Here is a 25,993-nt window from a genome sequence, read left to right as displayed (position 1 = left end):
ACGCAATGGCCAAAGCGGCGAAAAAGCCGGCACCGGACAGCGAAAAAATCGTGCTTGCGATCGATATTGGCGGCTCCCATGTCAAGATCCTCACCAGCGCCGGCGGCGAGGAGCGCAGGGCCGATTCCGGACCCGGCCTGACACCGCAGCAGATGATCGCGACCGTGCGGACGCTCGCCGATGGCTTGCCCTACGACGTCGTTTCGATCGGTTATCCCGGCCCTGTGCACCACAACAGGCCACTGGCTGACCCCGCCAATCTCGGCAAGGGCTGGGTCGGATTTGACTTCGCAACGCAGTTCGGCAAGCCGGTGAAGCTGGTCAACGACGCGCTGATGCAGGCCGTCGGCAGCTATGAAGGCGGGCGCATGCTGTTCCTGGGTCTTGGAACCGGCCTCGGTGCTGCGATGATCCTCGACAACGTCGCCCAGCCGATGGAACTCGCGCATCTGCCTTACAAGAAGCGCGGCAGCTTCGAGGACTATGTCGGGGAACGCGGCCTTGAGAAGCGCGGCAAGAAGAAATGGCGCAAATACGTCTTTGACGTCGTCGAGCTGCTGCGCGCCGCCCTTCAGCCTGACTATGTGGTCATCGGCGGTGGCAATATCGACAAACTCGACGAATTGCCTGCCGGTTGCAGGCGTGGCGACAACACACGCGCCTTCGAAGGGGGATTTCGACTGTGGCGCGACAAATCCCTGATTGTCTGATATTGTAGCGGTTCGGGCGCAAACCTGTTGATCTGGCCCGGCCGTTAGTATTGTTATTCAAAATAATGTGTGGCGTGGTGCGGCGTCATTGCGTTATGCAGATTTGCCGACTAGGAATTCTGCGACCCCACTAACGGAGAAAATAGATTGACCGACGACAGCAACAAAGCCCGCAAGGACATCGACCTTCTCGAGCTGACCGCTCACATCGTGTCCGCTTACGTCGAGAAGAACCGCTTGCCCGCTTCCGGCCTCGGCGATCTCATCGCCAGCGTCAGCGCGTCGATAGGTGGGCTTGGACAGCCCGCCGTTCCGGTCGCAGCGCCGCTGATCCCGGCGGTCAATCCCAAGAAATCGGTGACGCCGGATTACATCATCTGCCTCGAAGACGGCAAGAAGTTCAAATCCCTGAAGCGCCATATCGGCGTTCATTTCGGGCTGACGCCGGATGCCTACCGCGCCAAATGGGGCTTGCCGGCTGACTATCCGATGGTCGCCCCCAATTATGCGGCCTCGCGCTCGCAGTTGGCGAAGGCGATCGGCCTTGGCCGCAAGGCCGCCCCGCCGGCGCCGGTCAAGAAGACCAGGAAGCCCAAGGCTACGGTCTGACGCGTTCGAAGCCGGCAAACGGAAGCCTCGAAGATTAGCGGGACAGCGCCCCGTCTGTCCGGCAGGACAGAAGGGGGGCGCGGGAGAACCTTTCCACCTCCGCCGAGCCGTGCAATTAGCATGGTAGCCGGGAATCCTTGATCCAGAGCCGATTTTTGCGCGCGCGTCGGACCGAACTGCGTTAAAAGCGCTGCGGTCGGACCAGCGCCCTCGTTGAAGTGCCCCGCCGGCCGACTTCCTTGCCACGGGGCCTGATTCATGACACCCGAACCTCACGCACCGCCCGACCGGCGCTATGCCGCCTTCCGGCACAAACCCTTCCTGAGCTATTGGGCGGCGCGCTTCCTCGCCACATTCGCCACCCAGATCGTATCCGTTGCCGTCGGCTGGCAGGTGTACGACCTGACCCGCGATCCGTTCGATCTCGGCCTTGTCGGCATTGTCCAGTTCCTGCCCTCGCTGCTGCTGGTGCTGATCACCGGGGTGGTCGCCGACCGTTTCGGCCGCCGTCTGATCATGGCGCTGATGGTGCTGCTGGAGGCGATCTGCGCGCTGGCCCTGCTGCTGCTGACGCTGCGCGGCCTGAGCGGACCGGGATTGATCTTCGGCGTGCTCGCCATGTTCGGCATCGCGCGGGCCTTCTTCGGACCCGCCGCGGCGTCGCTGTTCGCCAACCTTGTGCCGCCGGAGGACTTCGGCAACGCGATCGCCTGGAATTCGTCTGCCTGGCAGACGGCGACCATCGTCGGACCGGTCGCCGGCGGCCTGCTCTACGGGCTCTCGGCGCAAGCGGCATACGGCACCGCTGCCGTTCTGATGTTTGTCGCCGCGGTGCTGGTCTTCACCATCCCAAAGCCTGCCCAGCGCAGCGAGACCGACAGGCCGACGATGCAGACCCTGTTTGCCGGCTTCGGCTATATCTGGAGCGAGAAGATCGTGCTCGGCGCCATTTCGCTCGATTTGTTCGCCGTGCTTTTGTCCGGCGCCACGGCACTGCTGCCGGTCTATGCGCGCGACATCCTCGAACTCGGCCCATGGGGCCTGGGACTGTTGCGTTCGGCGCCGGGGATCGGCGCCATCTGCGTTGCCATCTGGCTGGCCGGACATCCGATCCGCAACCATGCCGGAGTGGTCATGCTCGGCTTCGTCGCGCTGTTCGGCGCCTTCACGGTGCTGTTCGGCCTTTCCACCATCACCTGGCTGTCGATCGCAGCGCTCGCCTTGCTCGGCGCCGCCGACATGTTCAGCGTCTATATCAGAGAGACGCTGATCCAGCTGTGGACGCCGGACAAGGTTCGCGGCCGCGTCAACGCCGTCAATCAGGTTTTCGTCGGCGCCTCCAACGAGCTCGGCGAATTCCGCGCCGGCACCATGGCGGCATTGATCGGCACCGTGCCCGCGGTGGTGATCGGCGGCGTCGGCGCAGTCGTTGTCGCCGGGCTGTGGGCGGTGCTGTTCCCGCAGCTGCGCAAGATCCGCCACCTCAACGGGCGAAACTGACCCGAGGCGCTCACGACAACGCCGGCTTGCCGAAGATCGTCTGCAGGAATTCGCCGAGCCAGCGCTTCAGATGCATGTCCCAGATCAGCCGGCCGCCGAGATGATCGCGACCGGGCTGCGCGCCGGGCAACTCGAAGCGATGCGCGCCGCGAACGACCCAGCGCTGCATCATCGCCCTGGTCAATTCGCCATGGAACTGGATGCCCCAGGCATTGTCGCCATAACGATACGCCTGGTTGGGATAGGTTTCGGCCGTCGCCAGCAGCGTCGCGTCCTTCGGCAGCGAAAAGCCCTCGCGGTGAAACTGATAGACCATCTCAGGCCAGCGCATCAGCTTCCGGCCCGCCTCGGTCGCTGTCAGCGGATACCAGCCGATCTCGACCAGCCCCTCGCCATGACCCTCGACCTTGCCGCCAAGATGGTTGACCAGCATCTGCGCGCCGAGGCAGATGCCGAGCAACGGCCGGTTCTCCCTGAGCGGAATTTTTAGCCAGTCGGTCTCACGGCGGACGAAGTCGTCCTCGTCATTGGCGCTCATCGGTCCGCCGAACACCACGGTTCCGGCATGATCGTCCAGTGTTTCCGGCAAGGCGTCGCCGAGCGGCGGGCAGCGGAGATCGAGGTCGAAGCCTTCTTCGATAAGCATATGGCCGACGCGCCCGGGGCTCGAACTCTCCTGATGCAGCACGATCAGGATTTTTGGTCTCGGCCTCGGCGTGGATGGCATGGGGAACCCCGTCTATTCGTCGCTCGATGTTCCAGCCGCGCCCGGCACTTCGGCGGCCGCCTTGCGGCGTGCCTCGACGCGGTCGTGGCGTTCGACATCCATCAGTTCGGCGACCCGCCAGACGATATTGTCCTCGAACTCGTGCAATTCGCCATCGGCGTAGACGATTTCCCACATCAGGCCGATGAAGGCTTTTCGCGCGTCCGGATCGAGCTGGCGCTTCAATATGCTGGTGAAGGCGTAGAGGTCGATCGCCTCATTGTCAGCCCGCTCGCCGGCAGCCGCCAGCGCGTCGAGCTCGTCGCCGCTGATCGAATAGCTTTCCGCCAGCACTACCTTGAACCGCTCCCATTCGGCATCCTGACGCACGCCGTCGGCACTCATCACATGGTAGAGAAGGGCGGATGCGGCAACGCGCGGATCATCGGCGTTGTTGCGGGCGCGGCCGTCTCCCGGCAGGTCCTTCAGAAACGACAGAACGCGTTCGAACATGTGATTCCTACTTCCCATCGGCCAAACCTATCAAGCGCAGCCAAATCAAAACAACCGAAACTTGCGCGGTTTTTGGTCTTCCTCGTCCGGATCGACGCCGGGATCGTCAGGCAGCCGAGCCATTTCCTCCACCGGTTCGACGGCGTCGCCATCCGGCGGCACCGTGGCAGACGCCGTGGCGTTGACCGGCGCAACATCGTCTTCGCCACTTTCCGATGCCGCCGCGGTGGTCGGCCTTTCGGCCGGACCGGCGGGGTTCAGCTCGATTACATTTTCCTTTGCCGGCTTCGTCGGCGCCGCGATTGTCGGCACCGCGGCGTCCGGCGCATCCTCGTCGCTGTCGATGAACTGGCCGAGCCGCTCCATCGGCGCACGCCACTCGAAGGCGTCAAGCTTGCCGGTGATCGGCGACACCGGCGCCCAGCGTTCGGAGACGACGCCGTCGGCGACCCAGGCCGGATCGCCGGGTGCACGCACTGCCTTGGACAGAAGCTGCCGCACCTTGCCCTGATCGCCGGTCTCGGCCTCCTCGATGTCGGCCAGAAGCAGGTAGGCGCCTTCGCGGCGATCCATGCGGATAGCCGCCTCGGCCTCTTTGCGGGCGGTTGAAAAGTCGTGCGCGTCGAGCGCGGCGCGCGCCACCGCCAGCGACGATTCGGCGTGGTTCTTCTTCATCTCCTGCAGCTTCTTTGCCCGGTTCAGCCGGTCGAGCACGGCATCGCCTGGCCGGGCGTGGGTGTAAAGCTCGGCGATCTCTGGATGCGGCTCGGCTTTCCACGCCGTTTCGAGGATCTTCGCGCCCTTGCGCACATCATTCTGTCTGAACAGCAGTTTGGCTGCGATCACCGCGGCCGGCGCGAAATCCGGCCGCAGCCGGTTGGCCTCCAGAGAAGCGGTTTTGGCGGCATTGGGATCGCTGTCGATCAGCGCCTGCGCCTTGGCCGTGAGCAGCACGGCCCGACGCCGATTGGCGGCATCGCGCTCGATCTGCCGCGTCGATTTCTGCGCCTCGACCAGTTTCAGCGCGCCGTCCCAGTCGCCGCGACCGGTCAGGTCTTCCAGTGTCGATTCGGCGGCCCAGGCCAGCTGCGGCGCCATCGCCGCGGCGCGGCCGGCGTAGTGCCGCGCCGCGTTGCGGTCGCCGAGGCGTTCGGCCTCGAGATAAAGCCCGCGCAGACCGAGCAGCCGCATTTCGGGATCGTCGAGCATGGTCTCGAATTTTTCGCGGGCACCCTCATGGTCACCTTCGAGCAGCGAGGCCTGCGCCTCCAGCAATTGGATCAGCGGCTCCTGGTCGGAGCGGATGAGCTTTGCCGCTTCCCTGGTCTTCTTGCGGGCGAGGGCTCCGTCACCGGCGCCGGCGGCAATCATGCCGGTCGACAGCGCCTGATAGCCGCGATCGCGACGGCGCACGCGGAAATAGCGCGAGATGGTGTAGGGGCTGTTCCACAGCGCCTTGAGCAGCCACCAGACGATCATCACCGCGGCAACCACGGCAACGACCGCCACCGCCGCCACCATCAGGCTGACCTGGTATTGATAGCCGCTGAAGGTGACGACCATCTCGCCCGGCCGGTCTGCCAGCCAGGCGAAACCCAGCCCGAGCGCGAAAACCACGGCGAGGAAAAGCAGAATGCGAATCATCGGGGTTGTCCTCACGCCTTCATCGCACTGGCGATCAGCGCGTCAACCTGCTTCTCGACCTCGATTCGCGCCTTCAATTTGCCGGCAAATTCGGCGCCGGCAGCCTTCACCGCCTCGGGCAGCGTATCGTATTCGCTGAGCGCCTTGGCGTAATCGCCCTGATTGACCGCCACCTCAATGCGGGCGACGGTTTCCGGAGCGCCAGCGCCTTCGACGGCACCGATCGGCCTGACCTTGACCAGCGATTGCGCGCTCGACAGCAGGTTTTGCAGGAAGCTGGCATTCTGGTCGGAAGGCTCGGAGGCAGCAACCATCGCATTGGCCGCGGCAGGCATTTCGGTTGCGATCTCCGACCGGGTCGGAACGCCCTTTTCGGCGTAGGGACGCAAGGCTGCGATCTCTGGAGCACCCGGCGAAATCGCCGTAAAAGTTTCGAGTTCGGCGGCGAATGGGGCGCCACGGTCGAGTGCCGCCTTCAGCGCCGATGCGGCGATGGCGAGCGCAACCTTGGGCTGCCCGGCCTGTGCCTCGACCTTGCCGGAAAGCTGCGACACCGACTGTTCCAGCGCCGCAAGCCGGCCGTCCTGCGCCTTCGCCGTCTCACCGGCGGATTTCACCGCTGCGTCGAGCCCGGCCAGCTTCTCATTGAGCGGTCCGAGATCGACCGGCGCCGTGTTGCCGGTCTGGCCAAGCGCCGCAACCGCCGTCTCGATCTGCCTGACCTTATCGCTGAGGGCTGCAAGCCCGGCAGTGTCGCCTGCTCCGCCCTGCTCGATCGCCGACTTCAGCGCCACGACATCCGTCTTGACCTGATCGAGCGCCGACGACAGCCCGTCCACCTTGGCCGAGGCATCATTGTTGCCGGCGGTATCCCTAAGCCCGGCAATCTCGCTCTTCAGCGAGGCGATTTCGCTGTTGACGCCATCGAGCGACACGCCGCCCGAGGATAAATCGCCAGCCCCTGGCGCGCCGAGCAGGCCGGCAAACTGCAGCGCTCCGGCGGCAGCCAGCGCGATGACGCCGCCGATGACGCCGGCGGCGATGCCGTTGATGCCGCCACGCTTCGGCTGTGCTGCCATGTCTTCAGTCGCTGTCTGGGTTTCCTTCGGCGCGTCCGCGGCGCCCGCCTTGGCCGAATCGTCCTTGGCCGATGCGTCGTCAAAATTGTAGTCGAAGGCCCGCTTTGCCGATGCCTCCGAGCCGGCCGGATAAGTTGGTTTGGGCCCTTCAGGACCTTTGGCGCCACCCTCTGGCGGCTGCTCCGAGCCGTCCGGCGGGGTCGCTTCGGCATGTTCCCACGGCTCGATGTCGGTCTGGTCGGCATGCACGGGTTCTTCAGGGGCTTCCGGCTGCGACGCGTTTGCCGCTTCCTCCGCCTTCGCCTCGTCGGTCCGCCCGTTGGCGGCATCCTCGTCGGCAACGCGCGAGACAGCGCCGGGTTCGAGCTCGATGGTCACCGGCTCGCGACGGCTTTTCGAATGCCGCATCTTCGGCGTCTTGACCATGCTTGGGCTCCTGAGAATTCGCTTCGGGATGGTTCAGAAAGGGTCTAGCACATCACCAAGCGGTGAAAAGGGGCGGCGTGATGACACGGGGTCAAGGCGACGTCCGCAAAAGCTCCAGCAGCGCCTCCTCGCTGGGCTCCGGCGCAACACGAAGCTGTTCTGAGTCAACAGTCTCCAAGGCTGCGGCGATACGTCCGGACAGGGCAAAAAAACATGTCTTTCTAAAAAGCTCAGCCAGCGCCGGCCGCCCGGCCAGTGCCTGCATCGCTGTGGCCGCCTTGGCCGAATAGAGCAGCACCGCCTCGACCGGCCGGCCGGACAAGCGCGCAAGAACGGCCTCGTCGGAATAATCCAGCGCAACGGTGTCATAGGTCTCGACGGCGCGAACCTGAACGCCTGCCGGCTGCAGCCGCTGTTCGAAACCCGAAAACCGCACCTGCCCGCACAGATAGACGATGGTTTGTCCGGCGTAGTCGCCGGCAAGCGCATCCGCCAGCGCCTCGGCATCGCCCGGCCCTTCGCTAACGGACAAAAACCCGGCTGCACGGGCGGCCCCCGCTGTCCGTCTGCCGACCGCATGGCAAGGCAAACCGGCGAGCGCCGTGCGGATCTCCTTCGGCGCATGGCGCACGGCATTGGCGCTGGTGACGACAACGGCCGCGGCATTATATGCCACCCTGTCCGCATCGACCCGCAGCGCCACCGTTTCGGTCAGCGGCAGCAGGATCGGCTTAAAACCCAGGTCCTCAAGCCGCTGTGCCGTGCGCGAGGCGCCCGGCTCCGGCCTCGTCACCAGGACGCGACGCATGTCAGGCCCAGCCGTCGAAGAATTTTTCGCCGGCCTTGGCCCGCACGGTCCTGGCGGCTTCTTCGCCGAGGCGCGCGGCATCCTGCGCCGGGCCTTCCGCCTTGACCTCATGGAATTGCGCGCCGTCCGGCGAGATGATCAGCCCGCCGAACAGGACCGTTTCGCGCGATATCGTCGCATGGCCGGCAATCGGCGTGCGGCAGGAACCGTCGAGCGCCGCCAGGAAAGCGCGTTCGCAGGCCAGCGCCTGCCCGGTCGGCACGTCGTGGATTGCCGTCAGCATCCTTTGCACGTCGTCATCGCCGATGCGGCTTTCGATGCAGATCGCGCCTTGCCCCGGCGCCGGCGGAAAGCTGTCGAGCGGCATCAGGTCGGTGATGACATCTTCGAGCCCGAGCCGCTTCAGCCCGGCATAGGCAAGGATGGTGCCGTCGGCGACGCCCTCGTCGAGCTTGCGCAGCCGCGTCTGCACATTGCCGCGGAACATCACCACGTCGAGGTCCGGCCGCATCCGCCGAATCAGCGCCTGACGCCTGAGCGACGACGAACCGACCTTCGCGCCGTGCGGCAATCCGACGATGGTTTTGGCCGCCTTGCCGACGAAAGCGTCGCGGGCATCCTCGCGTGGCAGGAAGGCAGACAGTTCCAGCCCGTCGGGCAACACCGTCGGCATGTCCTTCGACGAATGCACGGCGATGTCGATGCGGCGCGCCAGCAGCGCCTCCTCGATTTCCTTGGTGAACAGCCCCTTGCCGCCGGCTTCCGACAGCGGCCGGTCCTGGATGCGATCGCCGCTGGTCGAGATGACGACCACCTCGAATGCCTCAACCGGCATACCGTGAGCGGCCATCAGCCGCGCCTGCGTTTCATGCGCCTGCGCCAGCGCCAGCGGGCTGCCGCGTGTTCCGATTTTCAAGGTTGTTTGCATGGCGCGCCGTCCGTGATAACCCCCGACAGATTGAGGTCGTTTTCCCGGCTTTCTCCTAACGGGGAAAGGCCGGCTATACAATCATCGAGGACAGCGACGACTTGATCCGCGTTCTGGGCATTGAGACGAGTTGCGACGAAACCGCCGCCAGCGTGGTAGCGCTGGACGGCGGCGGCGCGCCGAAAATCCTGTCCGACATCGTGCTCAGCCAGATCGAAGAGCATGCTGCCTTTGGCGGCGTCGTCCCGGAAATCGCCGCGCGCGCCCATGTCGAGGCGCTGGACGGCATCATCGAGGCCGCGCTTGCCGATTCGGGAGTCGATCTCGCCGATATCAACGCGATCGCTGCGACCGCCGGTCCCGGCCTCGTCGGCGGTCTGATCGTCGGGCTGATGACGGCCAAGGCGATCGCAGCCGCGGCGAACAAGCCGCTGATCGCCATCAACCACCTCGAAGGCCATGCGCTGACCGCGCGGCTGACCGACGGGCTCGACTTTCCCTATCTGTTGCTGCTGGTGTCCGGCGGCCACACGCAAATCGTCGCGGTGCGCGGCGTCGGCGACTACCAGCGCTGGGCGACGACTATCGACGATGCGCTCGGCGAAGCTTTTGACAAGACCGCCAAAATGCTCGGCCTGCCCTATCCAGGCGGGCCCAATGTCGAGCAGGCGGCGGCAACCGGCGACGCCGCGCGCTTCGCCTTCCCGCGGCCGATGAAGGGCTCGGCGCAGCCCGATTTTTCCTTTTCCGGGCTGAAGACCGCCGTGCGCCAGGCAGCGACGGCCATTGCCCCTTTGAGCGACCAGGACGTCGCCGACATCTGCGCCTCGTTCCAGGCGGCGGTGGCGGATGCGCTGGATGATCGTGTTTCGAGGGCGCTGAACCGTTTCCGCCAGGCGTTTCCGAGCGAGTTGAAGCCTGCGCTCGTCGTTGCAGGCGGTGTCGCCGCCAACCGGACGATCAAGACGACACTCGAAACCCTGTGCGAAAAAGCCGGCTTTGCCTTCGTCGCGCCGCCGCTCAAGCTCTGCACCGACAATGCGGCGATGATCGCCTGGGCCGGCATCGAACGGCTGCGCGCCGGCATCGCGGATGAAAACAGCGCCGACTTCGTGCCGCGTTCGCGCTGGCCGCTGGACAGCATCTCCGCTCCGATGGTCGGCTCGGGCCGGCGCGGAGCCAAGGCATGAACGGCGACGGGCAAAAGCCGCCAAGCGGCTGGCGCATTGCCGTGCTCGGCGGCGGTGCCTGGGGCACGGCGCTGGCACTGGCCATGCTGCGAGCCGATCATTTCGTCCGCCTCTATGCGCGCAACCCGGAGACCGTCGCCGCGATCGACCGTGGCGAAAATCCGCGCTATCTGCCTGGCATCGCGCTCCAGGCCGGCATCGTCGCAACGAGCGACATCGAGGCCGCGCTCGACGGCGCCGACTGCGTGCTGGCGGTGGCGCCGGCGCAGGCGCTGCGCGCCATGCTGGCCACCGCCAAAGCCCATATGCCGAAAGACGTCCCGCTGGTCCTCTGCGCCAAGGGCATCGAACGCGACACCGGCGCGTTGCTGTCGGCGATCGCTGGAGAGATCCTGCCTGAAAATCCGGTCGCCGCCCTGTCCGGCCCGAGCTTCGCCACTGACGTCGCCAGGGGGCTGCCGACGGCCGTGGTGGTCGCCGCCGGCAATGAGGGTCTGGCGGCCGACCTGGCCGCGCGCTTTTCGGCGCAGAATCTGCGCTGCTATTCGAGCGACGACCTGATCGGCGTCGAGATCGGCGGCGCGCTGAAGAACGTCTTTGCCATTGCCGCCGGTGCGGTCACCGGCGCCGAGCTCGGCGCCAGCGCCCAGGCCGCCATGGTGACGCGCGGCTTTGTGGAATTGCGCCGCATCGGCGCTGCTTTCGGCGCCAGGCCGGAGACGCTGATGGGGCTTTCCGGCCTCGGCGACCTGTTGCTAACCTGCTCGTCCGCCCAGTCGCGCAATTTCGCCTACGGGCTGGCGCTTGGGCAAGGCAAGCCACTCGCCGGACTACCACTGGCCGAAGGCGTGCCGACGGCGGCGATCGCCGCCCGCATCGCCGCCGAGCGCAGCATCGATGCGCCGATCATCACCGCGGTCGCCGCCATACTGGACGGCACGATCACCATTCGCCAGGCTGTGTCGGCGCTGATGACAAGGCCGCTGAAGACCGAAACCGACGTGTAATGTCGAACAATCCGGAGATGGAAAGATGCTGTTTGCGTTGATTTGCAAGGACAAGCCTGGAGAGCTGCAGGTGCGGCTCGATACGCGGCCCGAGCATGTTGCCTTTTTGGAGGGACTGAACGGCGAGAACAAGTTGGCCTTCGCCGGTCCGTTCCTCGACGACGACGGCAAGCCGAACGGCAGCCTCGTCGTGGTCGAGGCGCCGAATCTGGAGGCGGCAGAAGCGCTGTCAGCGGCAGATCCCTTCGCCAGGGCCGGGCTGTTCGAAAGCGTCGAAATCCGGCAATGGAACTGGACCTTCAACAAGCCGGCGAGCGCATGAGCCCGAAAATCGGAATCGATTTTCGCAAAGGATCATGCCCTAAATCAAAGTGCTACAGCCTCCTTTGCGCGTCTAAAAACGCGCGGCGCTGTAGCTGATCGCCAGCCCCTGGAAGGAGCAAAACAATGAACTACTGGCTGTTCAAATCCGAACCATCGGTCTTCTCCTTCGAGGACCTCAAGGCGAAGGGCAAGGCCGGCACACAGTGGGACGGCGTGCGCAACTATGCGGCGCGCAACAACATGAAGGCGATGCAGATCGGCGATCTCGGCTTCTTCTACCATTCCAACGACGGGCTCGACGTGGTCGGCATCGTCGAGGTCTGCGCGCTGGCCCGTCAGGACAGCACCACGGACGATCCGCGCTGGGAATGCGTCGATATCCGCGCCGTCAGGGATGTGCCAAAGCCGGTGACGCTGGAACAGGTCAAGGCCAATCCAAAGCTTGCCGAGATGGCGCTGGTCCGGCTCGGACGGCTTTCCGTACAGCCGGTAACGTCGGCCGAATGGAAAGAGGTCTGCCGCATGGGCGACCTGACGCCAGCGCCGTGACAGCGCTGACGCCAAACAGCGCGAGAAACTTCATCCTCGACAACACGGCGCTGATGGCGCCGCCGCATGTGCCGGAGATCCTGCTGCATCTGGCCGACGAGGCGCATGAATTGTGGCAGCGGACCGAGGATGAGCTGGCCAAGATCGGCCTGCCGCCGCCTTTCTGGGCTTTCGCCTGGGCCGGCGGCCAAGGCCTTGCCCGCTACATCCTCGATAATCCATCTGATGTGCACGGCAAGCGCGTGCTCGACTTTGCCTCCGGTTCCGGCCTTGTCGCCATTGCCGCAGTGAAGGCCGGCGCGGCAGAGGTGATCGCCGCCGACATCGACCCGTTCTGCGCGACCGCGACCCGTCTCAACGCCGGGGCCAATGATGTCGCGATACAGTTCCTCGGCTCGGACTGCATCGGAACCGACGCTGGCTGGGATGTGGTTCTGGCCGGCGACGTCTTCTACGACCAGTTCCTCGCCGACAGGCTGAAGCCATGGTTCGCAACGCTCAAGGCGCGTGGCGCCGACATCCTCGTTGGCGATCCCGGCCGCTCCTATCTGCCGAAAGCTGGACTGGAGCCGCTCGCCGTCTACGAAGTGGCGGTAACCCGAGCGCTGGAAGACGCGTTGGTCAAACGCACCACCGTCTGGCGGTTTGCTTGACGGCACCGCCGAACAGGCGTTCCATCACGCATCGATTTTGACAATGCGCGGGCGAGGGCGTGCTGTTGAGCGAGACGCTTGCGGGGAGGGAAACCATGGATTTTTCAGCAGTGAACTGGCTGGCGGTGATCGTCGCCGCGGTGGTGGCGTGGTTGTTCGGCGCTGCCTGGTACATGGGCCTGAGCAAGCCCTGGCTCAAGGCCGCCAGGCTTGATCCGGCGACCATGAGTAAATCGCCGCTGCCCTTCGTCATCAGCTTCGTCGCGGAAATTGTCATGGCGCTCGTCATGTCCCTGATCGTCGGAGCGATGACCAGCGGCGAACCGAGCCTCGTTGCCGGGCTCGTCGTCGGCTTCGTTCTCTGGCTCGGATTCGTCGCCACCACGCTATCGGTCAACCATCGTTACCAAGGTTTCGGCTGGGATCTGACCATCATCGACTGCGGCCACTGGCTCGGCGTGATGCTCATCATTGGCGCGGTGATCGGCTGGTTCGGCGCAGGGGAAGTCGCGAGCTGACGACATTGCCGGCTGATTTCAGAGCGACCTAAAGCTCATTCGGGTCCGGCTGCGGGTTGTGAACTTCGTTGAGGAGCCAATCCCTGAACGCCACGATCCTGGCGTCGCTGGCGGATGCCACGGGATAGACCAGATGATAGGCGAAGTCGGGCGGAACCCTGATGCCGAGTTCGAAGGGCCGGATCAGCCGGCCCTCGGAAAGGTCGTTCGCCACCATGGCAAAATCGGCGAGCGCAACGGCATTGCCGTCGAGCGCGGCCTGGACGGCGTCGGTCGAGGTGCCGAACACGATCGTCCGACTGTCGTCGAAATCGTCGACGCCGGCCGCCGCCATCCACATCCGCCAATTCGGCCAGGTCACGCCTTGTCGCGCCCACTCGATATGGGCGAGCGTGTGATGGAAGAGATCGCGTGGCTCGCACAGCGGCGGGCCGGAGGCCAGCAGACTGGGGCTGCACACCGGAATGATGATGTTGTCGAACAGCCGATGGCTGCAAAGGCCCGGATATTTTCCCGCACCGAAACGGATGCCGACATCGACATCGTCGAGGTCGAAATCGCGCAATTCGGAGGCAATGTCGAAGCGGAGTTCGATGCCCGGCCGCTGCTTGCGAAAATCATCGACGCGCCGCATCAGCCATTTTGTCGCGAACTGGGCGTCGAGGGTTACTTTCAGCAGCGCCGTTCCACGCGCCAGTTTGTGCGCCCGTGAGACGGCCCGGCCAAGCAGGTCGAGCGCCTCGGTCGAGGCCTCGAACAGCACCGCGCCCGCCTCGGTCAGCCGGATCGTGCGGCTGGTGCGCGTGAACAGCACGATGCCGAGCTGATCCTCGATTTCCTTGATCTGGTGGCTGACCGCGGCCGGGGTCAGGCCAAGTTCGTCCGCGGCGCGGGTGAAATTGAGGTGCCGGGCGGCTGCTTCCAGCGTCCTCAGCGCACGGGTTCCAGGCAGCAGGCGCGCTATCACAATAGGACGAGGAGAGGCCGGTCGAGCATTTCCAATCCTCAAATAAAACTTGAAGATGCGGAGAAAACTACTCGTTTCTCGTTTTAATTTCAATCCGTCATGATGTGACCATCGAACCAACATCAAACCGGATTTTATGTCCGGAGAAGCGGATTGCACCATGTCTCACATCGTCCTGAGCTCTGAAACCATCCGCCCGGCCTGGCTGCGCGCGGTGTCTGATTGGTTCCGCCATGCAAAAATGGCGGTCAACCTCCCGCCCGAGAACGTCGACGACCTCCCGGACCGCCAACTGCGCGACATCGGCGCCGAACGCAAGGACGTCGCGCGCGCGATGGACCGGGAACTCGGCCGGCTGGGTCTGCTCGACATCGGCTGGCAGAGGCCGCGGGAGTAGGGGAGTAGGGGAGTAGGGGAGTAGGGGAGTAGGGGAGTAGGGGAGTAGGGGAGTAGGAAAACAAAAGGAAGCGGCGCGCCTGCGCAACCCTACTGACACTTTCTTCCTGCCCTACTGCCCTACTGCCCTACTGCCCTACTGCCCTACTCCCCTACTGCCCTACTGCCCTACTCCCCTACTCCCCTACTGCCTACTCCCTCACTCACCTCACCACCCTCATCACCGTGCGGTCCGACAGCAGCGGCAACAGCCGGGCCATCGTGCGTGCCGTCACCGCGACGCAGCCTTGCGTCGGTGTGAAGTCGGAGCGCGCCAGATGAAAGAAGATGGCGCTGCCGCGTCCGCGGCGGCGCGGCGAAATGTTCCAGTCGAGCACCAGGCAGGCGTCATAAAGCCGGTCGGCGCGCAGCATCCGTTCGTGGCTGGCGCCATAGGGAATCTTGACCGGACGGTTGTAGTTGCGATCCTCGGGCACTTCACACCAGCCGAGATCGCGACCGATCGGCGCCATCGCCAGCCGGGTTTTGCGGCCGCCGGGAAAATGGTCGTTACGGAAATATCCCGACAGTAACCGCATCGACCCAAGCGGCGTGGCGCCATCGCCTTCGCGCTTGCCGGCCGATATACCGCCGCGCCCCAGCGCACAGGAAAACACCAGTTTGCCAGCCTGCAGAAGTCCCTGGCTGGGGTGGCCGGGCCTGGCGCGCACGGTGAGAACACGAAGCCCTTTTCGCAAAAATGCGCTCGCCTCATTGCACGCGCGTTTTTTCTTGTATGATCGTGCCACGGAACAAATCATTGTGATCGGCTGTTGTGCCGGTCAGCTTCCGCATAAACAGGCAGCGGTCAACTGAATTTTCTTTTCAAAACAACGGATTGATCCATGACTTCACGCACCATTCTGATCGTCGATGACGATGACGACCTGCGCGGCACGCTCGTCGAGCAATTGTCTCTCTACGAAGAATTCGACGTCCTGCAGGAATCAACCGCCGCCAAAGGCATCGCCACGGCCCGCGGCGGCATCATCGATCTGCTCATCATGGATGTCGGCCTCCCTGACATGGATGGCCGCGAGGCGGTGAAGATGCTGCGCAAGGGCGGCTACAAGTCGCCTATCATCATGCTGACCGGACACGACACCGATTCCGACACGATTCTCGGCCTCGAAGCCGGCGCCAACGACTATGTGGTCAAGCCGTTCCGCTTCGCGGTTCTCCTGGCCCGCATCCGTGCCCAGCTTCGCCAGCATGAGCAGAGCGAAGACGCCACCTTTTCGGTCGGCCCCTACACTTTCAAGCCTAGCCAGAAGCTTCTGATCGACCAGCGCGGCGCCAAGGTGCGGCTGACCGAAAAGGAAGCCTCGATCATCAAGTATCTCTATCGCGCCGACCAGAAGGTGGTGACGCGCGACGTGCTGCTCGAGGAAGTGTGGGGCTACAATTCCGGCGTCACCACGCACACGCTGGAAACCCATGTCTATCGGCTGCGCCAGAAGATCGAGCGCGATCCTTCCAACGCAGAAATTCTTGTGACAGAAAGTGGTGGCTACAAGCTGGTTCCTTAAACATTTAATCATTCAATCAGCGGTTAGGGAGGCGCCGCTTTCGGGTACGATCCTGAGACTGGAGGTGGTTCTGGATCGAGCTCGCTGACGCAACGGCCTAAAAACCGGATTCGTTTCTTGGAAAGCCCGGTGCGTCGATTTCAAAGCGTTTAGAGCGTCCTTTGCCGCGTCCGAAGGAACGCTCGGCGCTCCATGGAGGGATTGGACTGGCCGTTCGGGGACACAGCTAGATGGCGTTGGATGACGACATCCGCATCCTTTCCGCCGTGAGGCTCTTCGAGAGCTTCACGGAGGAACAGCTGCGTCTGCTCGCCTTTGGCGCGGAAACCACCAGGCTGCAGGCCGACCACAAGCTCTACCGCGAGGACGACGAGGCCGATTGCGCCTATATCGTGGTCAGCGGGCGCATCGTGCTGTATCGCGAGCAGGATGGTGCCCGCGTCCCGATAGGCACGGCCGGCCCCGGTACGATGTTGAGCGAACTGGCGCTGATCGCCGACACCAACCGGCTGACCAGCGCATCCGCCGAGATCGATTCGGAAGTGCTGCGGCTCAGCCGCAAGATGTTCCACCGCATCCTGGAGGAATATCCCGATATCGCGGTCCACCTGCACCAGCGCATCTCCGAGGATTTTCTGGCAATGATCCGCCGCATCGAGAAGCTGGCCCCGCGTTTCGACGACTGAACCCTTTCAACTCGCTCTCGCAATCGATGATGCGTGAAGCTATCGAATCAGGGCGGCACGGCTGAGGTGTATCGAGATTCAGATCAGGCCGAGCCGAGAATGGTGGGGTCCGAGAACCGGAACGGAGCGTACTTTTGGGTACGTGAGCACGCGCATGACCCCGAAATCGAGATCGATTTCGGAAAGGATCATGCGCAAAACCAAAGTGCTACAGCGTCCTTTGCGCGCCAAAGAGGGCGCGCGGCGCTGTAGACAAGCGCAGGAGACCACCATTCGCAGGCCGGCCTCATCTGAATATCGATACACCTAGAGCGGGATGAGATTTATGGGAGTCGTGGGATTCCCAAATCAGCGATGATCTGATTCAACCTTGCTGCTGGGCAGGAGGCCAGCATTGATGGTTGGATATTCAATGGACCTGCGCGAACGGGTTGTTGCGGCGGTCAAGGTTGAAGGGCTTTCGCGGCGCGCGGCGGCTGCTCGATTTGGCGTCAGCTACAGCGCGGCGATCGAGTGGCTGAAGCGGGTGGAACAGACGGGGAGCGTGGCGCCCCGCCAAGTGGGCGGCTACAAGCCGAAGAAGATATCGGGAGCGTGGCGCGACTGGCTTGTCGAGCGCTGCCGGGAGAAGGACTTCACCTTGCGCGGGCTTGTGGCCGAACTTGGCGAGCGTGGCCTGAAGGTTGACTACCGCTCGGTGTGGGAGTTCGTGCACGCCGAGAAGCTGTCTCACAAAAAAAGACGCTGATCGCCGCCGAGCAAGATCGTCCCGATGTTGCGCGCCGACGGAGGCAATGGGTTCTGTATCAGGACCGGATCGACCCCGCCCGCCTGGTGTTCATCGACGAGACCTGGACCAAGACCAACATGGCCCCGCTCAGGGGTTGGGCACCGGTCGGACAGCGGATCAAGGCCAAAGTTCCCAATGGCCACTGGAAGACAATGACCTTTCTGGCTGCGCTGCGTCATGATCGCGTCGAAGCGCCCTGGCTCATCGACGGGCCGATCAACGGCGAGAGGTTCCTCCTCTATGTCGAGAAGGTTCTCGTGCCCACTCTCCAGCCGGGCGACATCGTTGTGATGGACAATCTCGGCAGCCACAAAGGCAAGGCCGTGCGTCGCGCCATCCGAAAGGCCGGCGCGAGGCTCTTCTTCCTGCCGAAATACTCGCCTGACCTCAATCCGATCGAACAGCTCTTCGCCAAGCTCAAGCACTGGCTGCGAAAGGCCGCGAAGCGCACCGTTGAAACGGTCTGCAACGCCATCGGCCAGATTCTCAACCGCGTCACACCGCTCGAGTGCTCAAATTACTTCGCAGACTCAGGCTATGACCGCAGGTAATCTCATCCCGCTCTAATCCAGGTCGAACCGCGCTATGACAGGCACATGGTCCGACGGCCGTTGCCAGCCGCGCGCCGGCCGCAGGATCTCGTAGCCGGCAAAGCTCGGCACCAGGTTTGGCGACGACCAGACATGGTCGAGCCGCCGGCCTCGATCCGACGCTTGCCAATCCTGCGCGCGATAGCTCCACCAGGTGTAGAGCTTCTGCTCATAAGGCACGTTGAGCCGCATCAGGTCGACCCAGTCGCCGGCGAGCCGCATCGCCTCGAAATTTTCCGTCTCGACCGGCGTATGGCTGACCACTTTCAGGAGCTGCTTGTGCGACCAGACATCATGCTCGAGCGGGGCGATGTTGAGGTCGCCGACCAGGATCGAGCCGGACACTTCGTCGTGCTCGGCGCGGATGGCGTTCATTTCAGCGACGAAATCCAGCTTGTGCTTGAACTTGCGGTTGATGATGGGGTCTGGCTCGTCGCCGCCGGCCGGAACGTAGAAGTTGTGCAGCAGGATCGCCTTGCCGCCGGCCCGCACGGTGACCGACAGATGCCGGCAGTCCTCGATCTCGCAGAAGCGGCGCTTTTCGACAATCGCGATCGGCCGGCGCGCCACCGTCGCCACGCCGTGATAGCCCTTCTGGCCGTGGAAGGCGATGTGCTGATAGCCGAGCTTGCGAAACGCCTTCTCGGGAAACAGTTCGTCCGGAACTTTGGTTTCCTGCAGGCAGAGCACGTCCGGTGCCTGTTCGACAAGCAGGCGTTCGACGAGCGGCATGCGCAGGCGGACGGAATTGATGTTCCAGGTGGCGATTGAAAAGGGCATATCTTGGGGTTCCGGGACAGCGCAAGATCCGCCAGAGGGCTCCGACGGGCTGGTGCCTTTTTGGCGAGGCAGTTCCGGAAACTACTGCCAGCCGCGCACCGCAAAAACAAGCCGGCTGTGCTCGAAGCGCGGCCCGGGCTGGCACCAGGGTTCGCTGAGATTTAGGTCAGGCCGAGTCGAGAATGGTGGGTTCCGAGAACCGGAGCGGAGCGTACTTAAAGTACGTGAGCACCGGAAGCGCAGGAAACCGCCATTCGCAGGCCGTGCCTCACCTGAATAACAGTGGATCCTACCGCGACCTGGTGTTCAGCTCGCGGTTGGCCGTGTAGTCGATGGCAAAAGTGTCGGGGGCGAAGCTTACGCCTTCCCTGACGTTGAAGATCATCACCGTCGTGTCCTTGCCTTGCGCGTCGGTGATCGTCCACTGGCGCAATTCGTAGGTTTTCGGATCGAACATCATGGTGATCCTCGAACTGCCGAACACCGATTTGTCGGCGAGTTGGATGGTGGTGACGTCGTTCTCTTCCTTGACGCTTTTGACGCGGCCGCCGGAGAGGTCGATCCTGGTGTCGAGCAGCAGCTTGAGCGGCGTTTTCGACAGTGGGTAGAGATCGGACGTTCTCAGCCGCTTGTTGAGGATGACCACCGACTTGCCGTCGGAAATCACCCGGAAATTCGACGTCCCATCATAGTTGAAGCGTATCTTGCCCGGCCGTTCCAGAAAGAACTTGCCGCCGGTCTGCTCGCCCTTGGGTCCGAACTGCACGAATTCGCCGGCCATCGATTTGACCGAGGAAAAATGGTCGGCGATCTTCTGCGCGGTGGCTGGCACCGCCGCTTGCGCCGACGCCAGCAACTGGACCCCGGGCACGACATTGATGGCTGCGGCACCTGCCAGGCCCAGGCCGAGGCCAAGCAGTTGGCGGCGGGTCGGGGCAAAATCGCTGATCGTGGCGAAAGAAGAGTTTTTCATGCCGGTTACTCTCGTCTGGTTTATCTGTTGTCGCAGTGTTTGGCCCCCCAGTTGGGCTTAAGTTTGGCGGCCGAACAGCGCTTGGTCGTTGCAAACGCGCCAGAAGGTTCAAAGTTGCTGCCGTCAGGTTTGCAGCCGCGAAAATCCTGTCGGGTGCCGGGCGGATCAGAACTTGTCGTCCTCCGTCGGCACCAGAATCTCGCGTTTTCCGGCATGGTTGGCCGGGCCGACAATGCCTTCCTTCTCCATCTTCTCGATGATCGAGGCGGCGCGGTTGTAGCCGATGCCGAGCCGGCGCTGGATGTAGCTGGTCGAGGCTTTGCCGTCACGCAGCACCACCGCAACCGCTTGGTCATAGGGATCGTCGGAATCCTCGAAATTGCCGCCGCCACCGCCCGAGCCACCCTTGCCCGACGGCTCGTCGTCGTCCTCGTCGTCATCCTCGGTAATGGCATCGAGATATTCCGGCACGCCCTGCAGCTTCAGATGCGCGACGATCTTCTCGACCTCGTCATCGGAAACGAAGGGACCGTGCACGCGCTGGATGCGGCCGCCGCCGGCCATGTAGAGCATGTCGCCCATGCCGAGCAGCTGCTCGGCACCCTGCTCGCCCAGAATTGTGCGGCTGTCGATCTTCGACGTCACCTGGAAGGAGATGCGGGTCGGGAAGTTGGCCTTGATCGTGCCGGTGATGACGTCGACCGACGGCCGCTGCGTCGCCATGATGACGTGGATGCCGGCAGCGCGCGCCATCTGCGCCAGGCGCTGCACCGCGCCTTCGATGTCCTTGCCGGCGACCATCATCAAATCGGCCATCTCGTCGATGATGACGACGATGTAGGGCATTGGCTCGAGATCGAGGTTTTCCGTCTCATAGACCGCTTCGCCGGTCTGGCGGTCGAAGCCGGTCTGCACGGTGCGCGAGATTTTTTCGCCCTTCTTCTCGGCCTGTTGCACCCGCGCGTTGAAACCGTCGATGTTGCGGACGCCGACCTTGGACATTTTGCGGTAGCGATCCTCCATCTCGCGCACGGTCCATTTCAGCGCCACCACCGCCTTCTTCGGATCGGTGACGACTGGCGTCAAAAGATGCGGGATGCCGTCATAGACCGAGAGCTCGAGCATTTTCGGGTCGATCATGATCAGCCGGCAGTCCTGCGGCGTCAGTCGGTAGAGCAGCGACAGGATCATGGTGTTGATGGCGACCGACTTGCCCGAGCCGGTGGTGCCGGCGACCAGCACGTGCGGCATCTTGGCGATGTCGACGATGACCGCCTCGCCATTGATGGTCTTGCCGAGCGCCAGCGCCAGCTTGGCCTTGGTGGTCTCGAAATCGCGGCTGGCCATGATCTCCCTGAGATAGACGGTCTCGCGCTTGGCGTTCGGCAGTTCGATGCCGATGGCGTTGCGGCCCGGCACCACGGCGACGCGGCAGGCGATCGCGCTCATCGAGCGGGCGATGTCGTCAGACAGGCCGATGACCCGCGACGATTTGATGCCGGGCGCCGGCTCCAACTCGTAAAGCGTGACGACCGGGCCGGGGCGGACATGGATGATCTCGCCCTTGACGCCGAAATCCTCCAGCACGCCCTCGAGCAGGCGGGCATTCTGCTCCAGCGCGTCCTTGGACAGGCTGGCGTCGCGCACGACGTTCTTCGGCTCGGACAGGAAATGCAGCGACGGCATTTCGAATTGTTCGGAGCCGATCAGCGAGGACTGGGCTTCGCGCTGGACACGCGCGCCCGGAACCGGCCGCGGCGCCGGCGCCGCGACGCGGGTGGCTGCATCGGAGCGGAACGGCTGCACCTTCGCATTGGGCGCAGCGCTGCGCGCGGGCTCCGGCGCAAAATCCATGTCGTCGTCATTGTCAAAAACATCGGCATCGTCGGGATCGAGCGAGGCGCTGCGGTCATTGACCATGGCGGCGAAGAATTCCGGCTCGACGCGGGCGCGGCCATCGGCGCTCATTCGCGATTCGGCGAACTCGGCCGATTCGACCCGTTCGGCAGCGCGCCGCCAGGCGCTGGCGCGCGGCTCCGGTTCGAAATCGTCGCGCTCGCGGCGGCGGGCGGCGCGGCGGCGGAGATAGGCCCGCAACGATAGCCACCAATGCGTGATCGCGCCTAGCGCCAGAATGCCCTCGTCGCCCTCATCCTCATCATTGTCGAAAAGCAGGTCGTCGTCCTGGTCCCTCGGATCGGCTGCGGCCGGTTGCTCGAGGACGGCGAAACCGTTCTTGCGTGCTATCAGCGCCGAGCCGTAGGCAAACAGCCACAGTGCCGGCGCGGCCAGAAGCACGGCGAGCACGCTGGCGACGAGACCGGTCGGATAGCCGCCGACGACGAGGCTGGGAATCTTGAGCACCATGTCGCCGAACACGCCGCCGAGACCGGTCGGCAGCGGCCAGGTCTTGGGCGGCACCACGCAGCCGGCCACGGCCGCAGCAAGCACCGCGTAGCCGAACCAGGCGAGCCCGCGCTTCGGCAGCCTGTCGACGCCGCGCGCCGAAAACAGCAGAAAGCCCCAGACCACCGCCGGCACCAGCGCTGCGACCGCGGCAAGGCCGAAGAACTGCATGGCTAGGTCGGAGAAGACAGCGCCCACATAGCCCATGGCGTTGGTGACGATGTTGTCGGTGGCGTGGGAGAAGCTTGGGTCGGCGACATTCCAGGTGGCCAGGCTGGCGACGCCGAAGGCGACCAGCGCAAACAGCCCGGCGCCGACCAGCCGGCCGACCTGACGCCGCGCGAACGCCCGGATGCCGTGCCCCGTGTCGGCCAGCGCAAGCGGTGCTGAAGCCCCTGAACGCATGCTCTTCCCCGTCTGTCGTTGCCTGGCCGATAGCGTGCGCGCAGCTCGGCAGATTCGGGCTCCAGACTATCGGCGGGAAGGTTAAGGCAGCATTAACTATAAGGGGTTGGGGGAAGTATCTTGCGGCTAATATCTGGCTTGGCCATCTGCACGCAAAAAAGAGGCCCGGAACCGGTCCGGGCCTCAATGCGTGAGCCCTTTTCGGGAGCGTCACGACGGGAGGATGCGGGGGCGGCCGAGGCCGCCCCAGACAAGACTCACAGGTGGCTAGCCTTACGGGTGATAGGCCGCTTCGCCATGCGCGGTGAGGTCGAGCCCTTCGCGCTCTGCTTCGGCTGTCGGGCGCAAGCCTACGATCATATCGACGATCTTGTAGAGGATGGCGCTGCCGATGCCCGACCACAGGACGGTCACCAGGACACCCTTGAACTGCGACCACAGCTGCGTCGCCGTGCCGGCGTAGCCGGCGGCGAAGTCGGCCGTCGAATAATCGACGATGCCGGCGCCGCCGAGGGCGGGGTTGACTAGGATGCCGGTGCCGAGCGCGCCGATGATGCCGCCGACGCAGTGGATGCCGAAGACATCGAGGCTGTCGTCGTAGCCGAACTTGTTCTTCACGACCGAGACGAAGAAGTAGCAGACGCAGCTGGCGACGATGCCGAGCACGATGACGCCCATCGGTCCGCCAAAGCCGGCAGCAGGCGTGACGGCGACAAGGCCGGTAACAGCGCCCGAAACCGCGCCAAGCATGGAGGCTTTGCCACGCAGCAGCGTTTCAAGCACGATCCAGGTCACTGCCGCCGCGGCTGTGGCGACGAAGGTGTTGACCATGGCCAGCACAGCATAGGCGTTGGCTTCGAGGTTCGAACCGGCGTTGAAGCCGAACCAGCCGACCCACAGCAGCGACGCGCCGACCATGGTCAGCGTCATCGAATGCGGCGCCATGACGTCCTTGTTGTAGCCGATGCGCTTGCCGATCATCAGTGCGCCGACAAGGCCGGCGATGCCCGCATTGATGTGAACGACGGTGCCGCCGGCGAAGTCGATGGCGCCGAAGCTGAAGATGAGCCCCGACGGGTCGCTGTAAGCGCTCGGGCCGCCCCAGAACCAGACCATATGCGCGATCGGGAAGTAGACGAATGTGACCCACAGGATGGTGAACAGGATCACAGCCGAAAACTTGACGCGTTCGGCGAAGGCGCCGACGATCAGGGCAGGCGTGATGCAGGCAAAGCTCATCTGGAAGATGACGAACACCAGCTCAGGAATGGCGACGCCCTTGGTAAAAGTTTCCGACACCGTCGTCACGTCGACCCCGGCGAGAAACATCTTGGAAAGGCCGCCGATGAAGGCGTTGCCGGGGGTGAAGGCAAGGCTGTAGCCGTAGAAAACCCAGACGATCATGACCACGCTGGTGATGGTGAAGACCTGCATCAGCACCGACAGCATATTCTTGGCGCGAACCAGGCCGCCGTAGAAAAGGGCAAGCCCGGGAATCGTCATCAGCAGCACCAGGATGGTGGAAATCATCATCCACGTCGTGTCGCCCTTGTCGACGGTAAAGGCCGGCGCTGCTGGCGCGGCCGGAGCGGCCGGCGCCGCTTCCTGCGCGAATGCGGCGACCGTGCCCAACGCTGCGATAGCGAGTGAGCCCAGCAGCGCGGTGCGCGCCGCCGACTTCAAAGTGGAAGGAATATTCATTGAACTCTCCATTGGAATATTTTTCCGCAGCTCAAAGCGCGTCGGTGTCTGTTTCGCCGGTGCGAATGCGCACCGCCTGGTCGATGCCGAAAACGAAGATCTTGCCGTCGCCGATCTGACCGGTCTTGGCCGCCGCGGTGATGGCTTCGACGGCCTTGTCGACCATGTCCAGGCCGACCGCGACTTCGATCTTGATCTTCGGCAGGAAGCTGACCGCGTATTCCGCCCCGCGATAGATTTCCGTGTGTCCCTTCTGACGCCCGTAGCCTTTGACTTCGGTGACGGTCAGGCCCTGGATGCCGACTGCGGTGAGCGCTTCGCGCACCTCGTCGAGCTTGAACGGCTTGATGATTGCCATCACGATTTTCATAAGGTTTCACCCTTTACTGTTGCGGGTCCCCGCGTTTGCACGACTTCGCCGATCCCCATGAGAGCCGGAGAGTGCCCGCTAGGATTCAAGCTCCGTGCCAGTTGCCGAAGCAGGGTGTTAAGCTGCTGTTAAATAACGACTTGGGGAAGGTTTGTCGGCTGACTGTTCATAGTCGCGGCAGCGCAGCTGATTAAAAAGTAGGCAATTTTGCAAAATTGCCTATTCCGCGGGCGGCCGCTTCAGCCTGATCAGGCCTTCCTGGGCAACCGAGGCGATCAACGTGCCGTCGCGGGCAAACAGCGACCCGCGCGTGAACCCCCGCGACCCTCGCGTCGACGGGCTGTCCTGCGTGTAGAGCATCCAGTCGTCGAGTGGATGGCTACGATGGAACCACATCGCGTGATCGAGGCTCGCCGCCTGGATGTCGCTATCGAAGATGGCGCGGCCATGCGCAAAGGTCGAGGTATCGAGCAGCGTCATGTCGGAAAGATAGGCAAGCACGGCCGCCTGCGTGGCGCGATCGCCCGGAACCGGGCCGGTCGTGCGGATCCATATGTTCTGTTTCGGCTCCAGCTTCTCCCGGCTGGTGTAATGCTCCAGCATCACCGGCTTCATCTCGATCGGCCGGTCACGCTCCCAGTAGCGCCTGATGCCGTCGGGCACGGCCGCGCCGAACTTGCCGATCAGTTCGCGCTGCGACAGCAATGTGTCGGGCGCCGGCACGTCCAGCGGCATCGGCACCTGGTGCTCGAGACCGACTTCGTCCTGCTGGAACGAGGCTTCCAGCGAAAAGATCGCCTGGCCGTGCTGGACCGCCACGACGCGGCGCGTGGTGAAGGAGCCGCCGTCGCGGATGCGGTCGACCTGGTAGATGATCGGCACCTTGGTGTCGCCCGGCCGCATGAAATAGCCATGCAGCGAATGGACGTGGCGTTCGGGCTCGACCGTTCGCTGGGCGGCGACCAGCGCCTGGGCGATGGTCTGGCCGCCGAAGACACGCTGCCAGTCGAGTTTGGGGCTGCGACCACGGTACAGGTTGTGTTCCAGCTGCTCGAGGTCGAGAATGCCGAGAAGCTCGTCCATGGCCGCCGTCATGTTTTCGCGCCCTCGTGTCGATTTGATTCCGAAGTTCGCCTAATTTTGATATTTCACTCGAAGCGAACTTCAGAAGCCACAAAAGTGTTATGGCGGTTTCCG

The 25,993-nt window shown here is 63.8% G+C and carries 27 protein-coding genes; 13 read left to right on the top strand and 14 right to left on the bottom strand.

Going from position 1 to position 25,993, the window contains the following annotated elements; all coding sequences use genetic code 11:
- Positions 1 to 5 precede the first annotated feature (5 nt).
- The 3 genes from JG739_RS04310 to JG739_RS04300 all read left to right on the top strand — a co-directional run bounded on the left by JG739_RS04310 (position 6) and on the right by JG739_RS04300 (position 2,819).
- On the top strand, positions 6 to 710 hold the full coding sequence (locus tag JG739_RS04310) for an ROK family protein (protein WP_202365400.1): 705 nt from the start codon (positions 6 to 8) through the stop codon (positions 708 to 710).
- A gap of 147 nt (positions 711 to 857) precedes the next feature.
- Positions 858 to 1,319 carry a MucR family transcriptional regulator gene (locus JG739_RS04305; RefSeq protein WP_202365399.1) on the top strand — a complete coding sequence of 154 codons (462 nt, stop codon included), beginning with the start codon at positions 858 to 860 and terminating at the stop codon, positions 1,317 to 1,319.
- 258 nt (positions 1,320 to 1,577) lie between these two features.
- On the top strand, positions 1,578 to 2,819 hold the full coding sequence (locus JG739_RS04300) for an MFS transporter (protein WP_202365398.1): 1,242 nt from the start codon (positions 1,578 to 1,580) through the stop codon (positions 2,817 to 2,819).
- A gap of 10 nt (positions 2,820 to 2,829) precedes the next feature.
- On the opposite strand, the gene JG739_RS04295 is transcribed toward JG739_RS04300, so the two are convergent.
- The 6 genes from JG739_RS04295 to hemC all read right to left on the bottom strand — a co-directional run bounded on the left by JG739_RS04295 (position 2,830) and on the right by hemC (position 8,923).
- Positions 2,830 to 3,546 carry a glutamine amidotransferase gene (locus tag JG739_RS04295; protein WP_202365397.1) on the bottom strand — a complete coding sequence of 239 codons (717 nt, stop codon included), beginning with the start codon at positions 3,544 to 3,546 and terminating at the stop codon, positions 2,830 to 2,832.
- 12 nt (positions 3,547 to 3,558) lie between these two features.
- A complete protein-coding gene (locus JG739_RS04290) occupies positions 3,559 to 4,038 on the bottom strand; it encodes a tellurite resistance TerB family protein (protein WP_202365396.1) in 480 nt (159 codons plus the stop codon).
- Positions 4,039 to 4,083: 45 nt separating this feature from the next.
- Positions 4,084 to 5,682, bottom strand: a complete 1,599-nt coding sequence (locus tag JG739_RS04285; RefSeq protein WP_202365395.1) for a heme biosynthesis protein HemY — start codon at positions 5,680 to 5,682, stop codon at positions 4,084 to 4,086.
- Between the two features lie 11 nt (positions 5,683 to 5,693).
- Positions 5,694 to 7,187 carry a COG4223 family protein gene (locus JG739_RS04280; protein WP_202365394.1) on the bottom strand — a complete coding sequence of 498 codons (1,494 nt, stop codon included), beginning with the start codon at positions 7,185 to 7,187 and terminating at the stop codon, positions 5,694 to 5,696.
- A 91-nt stretch (positions 7,188 to 7,278) separates the two neighbouring features.
- Complete coding sequence (locus JG739_RS04275) at positions 7,279 to 7,995, bottom strand: uroporphyrinogen-III synthase (protein WP_202365393.1); 717 nt, start codon at positions 7,993 to 7,995, stop codon at positions 7,279 to 7,281.
- Between the two features lies 1 nt (position 7,996).
- Entirely contained in the window at positions 7,997 to 8,923 is a 927-nt protein-coding gene (gene hemC / locus JG739_RS04270; RefSeq protein WP_202365392.1) for a hydroxymethylbilane synthase, read from the bottom strand.
- A gap of 104 nt (positions 8,924 to 9,027) precedes the next feature.
- On the opposite strand from hemC, the gene tsaD reads away from it, so the two are divergent.
- From tsaD to JG739_RS04240, 6 genes are all read left to right on the top strand, one after another.
- Positions 9,028 to 10,113 carry a tRNA (adenosine(37)-N6)-threonylcarbamoyltransferase complex transferase subunit TsaD gene (gene tsaD, locus JG739_RS04265; protein ID WP_202367334.1) on the top strand — a complete coding sequence of 362 codons (1,086 nt, stop codon included), beginning with the start codon at positions 9,028 to 9,030 and terminating at the stop codon, positions 10,111 to 10,113.
- A complete protein-coding gene (locus tag JG739_RS04260; protein ID WP_202365391.1) occupies positions 10,110 to 11,120 on the top strand; it encodes an NAD(P)H-dependent glycerol-3-phosphate dehydrogenase in 1,011 nt (336 codons plus the stop codon). The genes tsaD and JG739_RS04260 overlap by 4 nt, the downstream gene beginning before the upstream one ends.
- Positions 11,121 to 11,145: 25 nt before the next feature.
- Positions 11,146 to 11,442: a YciI-like protein gene (locus JG739_RS04255; RefSeq protein WP_202365390.1), complete on the top strand. Its 297-nt coding sequence runs from the start codon at positions 11,146 to 11,148 to the stop codon at positions 11,440 to 11,442.
- Positions 11,443 to 11,567: 125 nt separating this feature from the next.
- On the top strand, positions 11,568 to 11,993 hold the full coding sequence (locus JG739_RS04250; RefSeq protein WP_202365389.1) for an EVE domain-containing protein: 426 nt from the start codon (positions 11,568 to 11,570) through the stop codon (positions 11,991 to 11,993).
- A 53-nt stretch (positions 11,994 to 12,046) separates the two neighbouring features.
- Positions 12,047 to 12,646, top strand: a complete 600-nt coding sequence (locus JG739_RS04245) for a class I SAM-dependent methyltransferase (RefSeq protein WP_244749924.1) — start codon at positions 12,047 to 12,049, stop codon at positions 12,644 to 12,646.
- A 95-nt stretch (positions 12,647 to 12,741) separates the two neighbouring features.
- On the top strand, positions 12,742 to 13,164 hold the full coding sequence (locus JG739_RS04240; RefSeq protein WP_202365387.1) for a DUF1761 domain-containing protein: 423 nt from the start codon (positions 12,742 to 12,744) through the stop codon (positions 13,162 to 13,164).
- 28 nt (positions 13,165 to 13,192) lie between these two features.
- Here JG739_RS04240 and JG739_RS04235 read toward each other — a convergent pair whose 3' ends face one another.
- Positions 13,193 to 14,128, bottom strand: a complete 936-nt coding sequence (locus tag JG739_RS04235) for a LysR substrate-binding domain-containing protein (protein WP_202367333.1) — start codon at positions 14,126 to 14,128, stop codon at positions 13,193 to 13,195.
- 163 nt (positions 14,129 to 14,291) lie between these two features.
- On the opposite strand from JG739_RS04235, the gene JG739_RS04230 reads away from it, so the two are divergent.
- Positions 14,292 to 14,528 (top strand): hypothetical protein, encoded by a 237-nt coding sequence (locus JG739_RS04230; RefSeq protein ID WP_202365386.1) that lies wholly within the window; start codon positions 14,292 to 14,294, stop codon positions 14,526 to 14,528.
- Between the two features lie 202 nt (positions 14,529 to 14,730).
- Here the strand turns inward: JG739_RS04230 and JG739_RS04225 are convergent, their stop codons facing one another.
- Positions 14,731 to 15,327: a L,D-transpeptidase family protein gene (locus JG739_RS04225; protein ID WP_202365385.1), complete on the bottom strand. Its 597-nt coding sequence runs from the start codon at positions 15,325 to 15,327 to the stop codon at positions 14,731 to 14,733.
- 84 nt (positions 15,328 to 15,411) lie between these two features.
- Between JG739_RS04225 and JG739_RS04220 the strand changes: the two genes are divergently transcribed.
- From JG739_RS04220 to JG739_RS04210, 3 genes are all read left to right on the top strand, one after another.
- On the top strand, positions 15,412 to 16,095 hold the full coding sequence (locus JG739_RS04220; RefSeq protein WP_023800565.1) for a response regulator transcription factor: 684 nt from the start codon (positions 15,412 to 15,414) through the stop codon (positions 16,093 to 16,095).
- A gap of 230 nt (positions 16,096 to 16,325) precedes the next feature.
- Entirely contained in the window at positions 16,326 to 16,781 is a 456-nt protein-coding gene (locus JG739_RS04215; protein ID WP_023800566.1) for a cyclic nucleotide-binding domain-containing protein, read from the top strand.
- 397 nt (positions 16,782 to 17,178) lie between these two features.
- A protein-coding gene (locus tag JG739_RS04210; RefSeq protein WP_446720535.1) for an IS630 family transposase occupies positions 17,179 to 18,122 on the top strand; the annotation gives its coding sequence in 2 pieces (ribosomal slippage) (positions 17,179 to 17,515 and positions 17,515 to 18,122; 945 coding nt in all).
- Between the two features lie 12 nt (positions 18,123 to 18,134).
- On the opposite strand, the gene JG739_RS04205 is transcribed toward JG739_RS04210, so the two are convergent.
- The 6 genes from JG739_RS04205 to tesB all read right to left on the bottom strand — a co-directional run bounded on the left by JG739_RS04205 (position 18,135) and on the right by tesB (position 25,891).
- Positions 18,135 to 18,941, bottom strand: a complete 807-nt coding sequence (locus JG739_RS04205) for an exodeoxyribonuclease III (protein ID WP_202365383.1) — start codon at positions 18,939 to 18,941, stop codon at positions 18,135 to 18,137.
- Between the two features lie 289 nt (positions 18,942 to 19,230).
- Entirely contained in the window at positions 19,231 to 19,914 is a 684-nt protein-coding gene (locus JG739_RS04200; protein ID WP_202365382.1) for an outer-membrane lipoprotein carrier protein LolA, read from the bottom strand.
- A 165-nt stretch (positions 19,915 to 20,079) separates the two neighbouring features.
- On the bottom strand, positions 20,080 to 22,725 hold the full coding sequence (locus tag JG739_RS04195) for an FtsK/SpoIIIE family DNA translocase (RefSeq protein WP_202365381.1): 2,646 nt from the start codon (positions 22,723 to 22,725) through the stop codon (positions 20,080 to 20,082).
- 273 nt (positions 22,726 to 22,998) lie between these two features.
- Entirely contained in the window at positions 22,999 to 24,426 is a 1,428-nt protein-coding gene (locus JG739_RS04190; RefSeq protein WP_202365380.1) for an ammonium transporter, read from the bottom strand.
- 31 nt (positions 24,427 to 24,457) lie between these two features.
- On the bottom strand, positions 24,458 to 24,796 hold the full coding sequence (locus tag JG739_RS04185; RefSeq protein ID WP_023800571.1) for a P-II family nitrogen regulator: 339 nt from the start codon (positions 24,794 to 24,796) through the stop codon (positions 24,458 to 24,460).
- 219 nt (positions 24,797 to 25,015) lie between these two features.
- On the bottom strand, positions 25,016 to 25,891 hold the full coding sequence (gene tesB / locus JG739_RS04180; protein WP_202365379.1) for an acyl-CoA thioesterase II: 876 nt from the start codon (positions 25,889 to 25,891) through the stop codon (positions 25,016 to 25,018).
- Positions 25,892 to 25,993 lie beyond the last annotated feature (102 nt).

It is taken from the genome of Mesorhizobium sp. L-2-11, from assembly GCF_016756595.1.
Lineage (GTDB): Bacteria > Pseudomonadota > Alphaproteobacteria > Rhizobiales > Rhizobiaceae > Mesorhizobium.
Note: the sequence above shows the minus strand (reverse complement) of the source record. Positions and strands in the feature narration are given on the sequence as shown.

What these genes read in the sequence shown, in the direction of transcription:
- JG739_RS04310 (WP_202365400.1), top strand. Translation starts at nt 6, where the DNA reads ATGGCCAAAGCGGCGAAAAAGCCGGCACCGGACAGCGAAAAAATCGTG.
- JG739_RS04300 (WP_202365398.1), top strand. Translation starts at nt 1,578, where the DNA reads ATGACACCCGAACCTCACGCACCGCCCGACCGGCGCTATGCCGCCTTC.
- JG739_RS04295 (WP_202365397.1), bottom strand. Translation starts at nt 3,546, where the DNA reads ATGCCATCCACGCCGAGGCCGAGACCAAAAATCCTGATCGTGCTGCAT.
- JG739_RS04290 (WP_202365396.1), bottom strand. Translation starts at nt 4,038, where the DNA reads ATGTTCGAACGCGTTCTGTCGTTTCTGAAGGACCTGCCGGGAGACGGC.
- JG739_RS04285 (WP_202365395.1), bottom strand. Translation starts at nt 5,682, where the DNA reads ATGATTCGCATTCTGCTTTTCCTCGCCGTGGTTTTCGCGCTCGGGCTG.
- JG739_RS04280 (WP_202365394.1), bottom strand. Translation starts at nt 7,187, where the DNA reads ATGGTCAAGACGCCGAAGATGCGGCATTCGAAAAGCCGTCGCGAGCCG.
- JG739_RS04275 (WP_202365393.1), bottom strand. Translation starts at nt 7,995, where the DNA reads ATGCGTCGCGTCCTGGTGACGAGGCCGGAGCCGGGCGCCTCGCGCACG.
- hemC (WP_202365392.1), bottom strand. Translation starts at nt 8,923, where the DNA reads ATGCAAACAACCTTGAAAATCGGAACACGCGGCAGCCCGCTGGCGCTG.
- JG739_RS04260 (WP_202365391.1), top strand. Translation starts at nt 10,110, where the DNA reads ATGAACGGCGACGGGCAAAAGCCGCCAAGCGGCTGGCGCATTGCCGTG.
- JG739_RS04255 (WP_202365390.1), top strand. Translation starts at nt 11,146, where the DNA reads ATGCTGTTTGCGTTGATTTGCAAGGACAAGCCTGGAGAGCTGCAGGTG.
- JG739_RS04250 (WP_202365389.1), top strand. Translation starts at nt 11,568, where the DNA reads ATGAACTACTGGCTGTTCAAATCCGAACCATCGGTCTTCTCCTTCGAG.
- JG739_RS04245 (WP_244749924.1), top strand. Translation starts at nt 12,047, where the DNA reads ATGGCGCCGCCGCATGTGCCGGAGATCCTGCTGCATCTGGCCGACGAG.
- JG739_RS04240 (WP_202365387.1), top strand. Translation starts at nt 12,742, where the DNA reads ATGGATTTTTCAGCAGTGAACTGGCTGGCGGTGATCGTCGCCGCGGTG.
- JG739_RS04230 (WP_202365386.1), top strand. Translation starts at nt 14,292, where the DNA reads ATGTCTCACATCGTCCTGAGCTCTGAAACCATCCGCCCGGCCTGGCTG.
- JG739_RS04225 (WP_202365385.1), bottom strand. Translation starts at nt 15,327, where the DNA reads ATGATTTGTTCCGTGGCACGATCATACAAGAAAAAACGCGCGTGCAAT.
- JG739_RS04220 (WP_023800565.1), top strand. Translation starts at nt 15,412, where the DNA reads ATGACTTCACGCACCATTCTGATCGTCGATGACGATGACGACCTGCGC.
- JG739_RS04215 (WP_023800566.1), top strand. Translation starts at nt 16,326, where the DNA reads ATGGCGTTGGATGACGACATCCGCATCCTTTCCGCCGTGAGGCTCTTC.
- JG739_RS04205 (WP_202365383.1), bottom strand. Translation starts at nt 18,941, where the DNA reads ATGCCCTTTTCAATCGCCACCTGGAACATCAATTCCGTCCGCCTGCGC.
- JG739_RS04200 (WP_202365382.1), bottom strand. Translation starts at nt 19,914, where the DNA reads ATGAAAAACTCTTCTTTCGCCACGATCAGCGATTTTGCCCCGACCCGC.
- JG739_RS04195 (WP_202365381.1), bottom strand. Translation starts at nt 22,725, where the DNA reads ATGCGTTCAGGGGCTTCAGCACCGCTTGCGCTGGCCGACACGGGGCAC.
- JG739_RS04190 (WP_202365380.1), bottom strand. Translation starts at nt 24,426, where the DNA reads ATGAATATTCCTTCCACTTTGAAGTCGGCGGCGCGCACCGCGCTGCTG.
- JG739_RS04185 (WP_023800571.1), bottom strand. Translation starts at nt 24,796, where the DNA reads ATGAAAATCGTGATGGCAATCATCAAGCCGTTCAAGCTCGACGAGGTG.
- tesB (WP_202365379.1), bottom strand. Translation starts at nt 25,891, where the DNA reads ATGACGGCGGCCATGGACGAGCTTCTCGGCATTCTCGACCTCGAGCAG.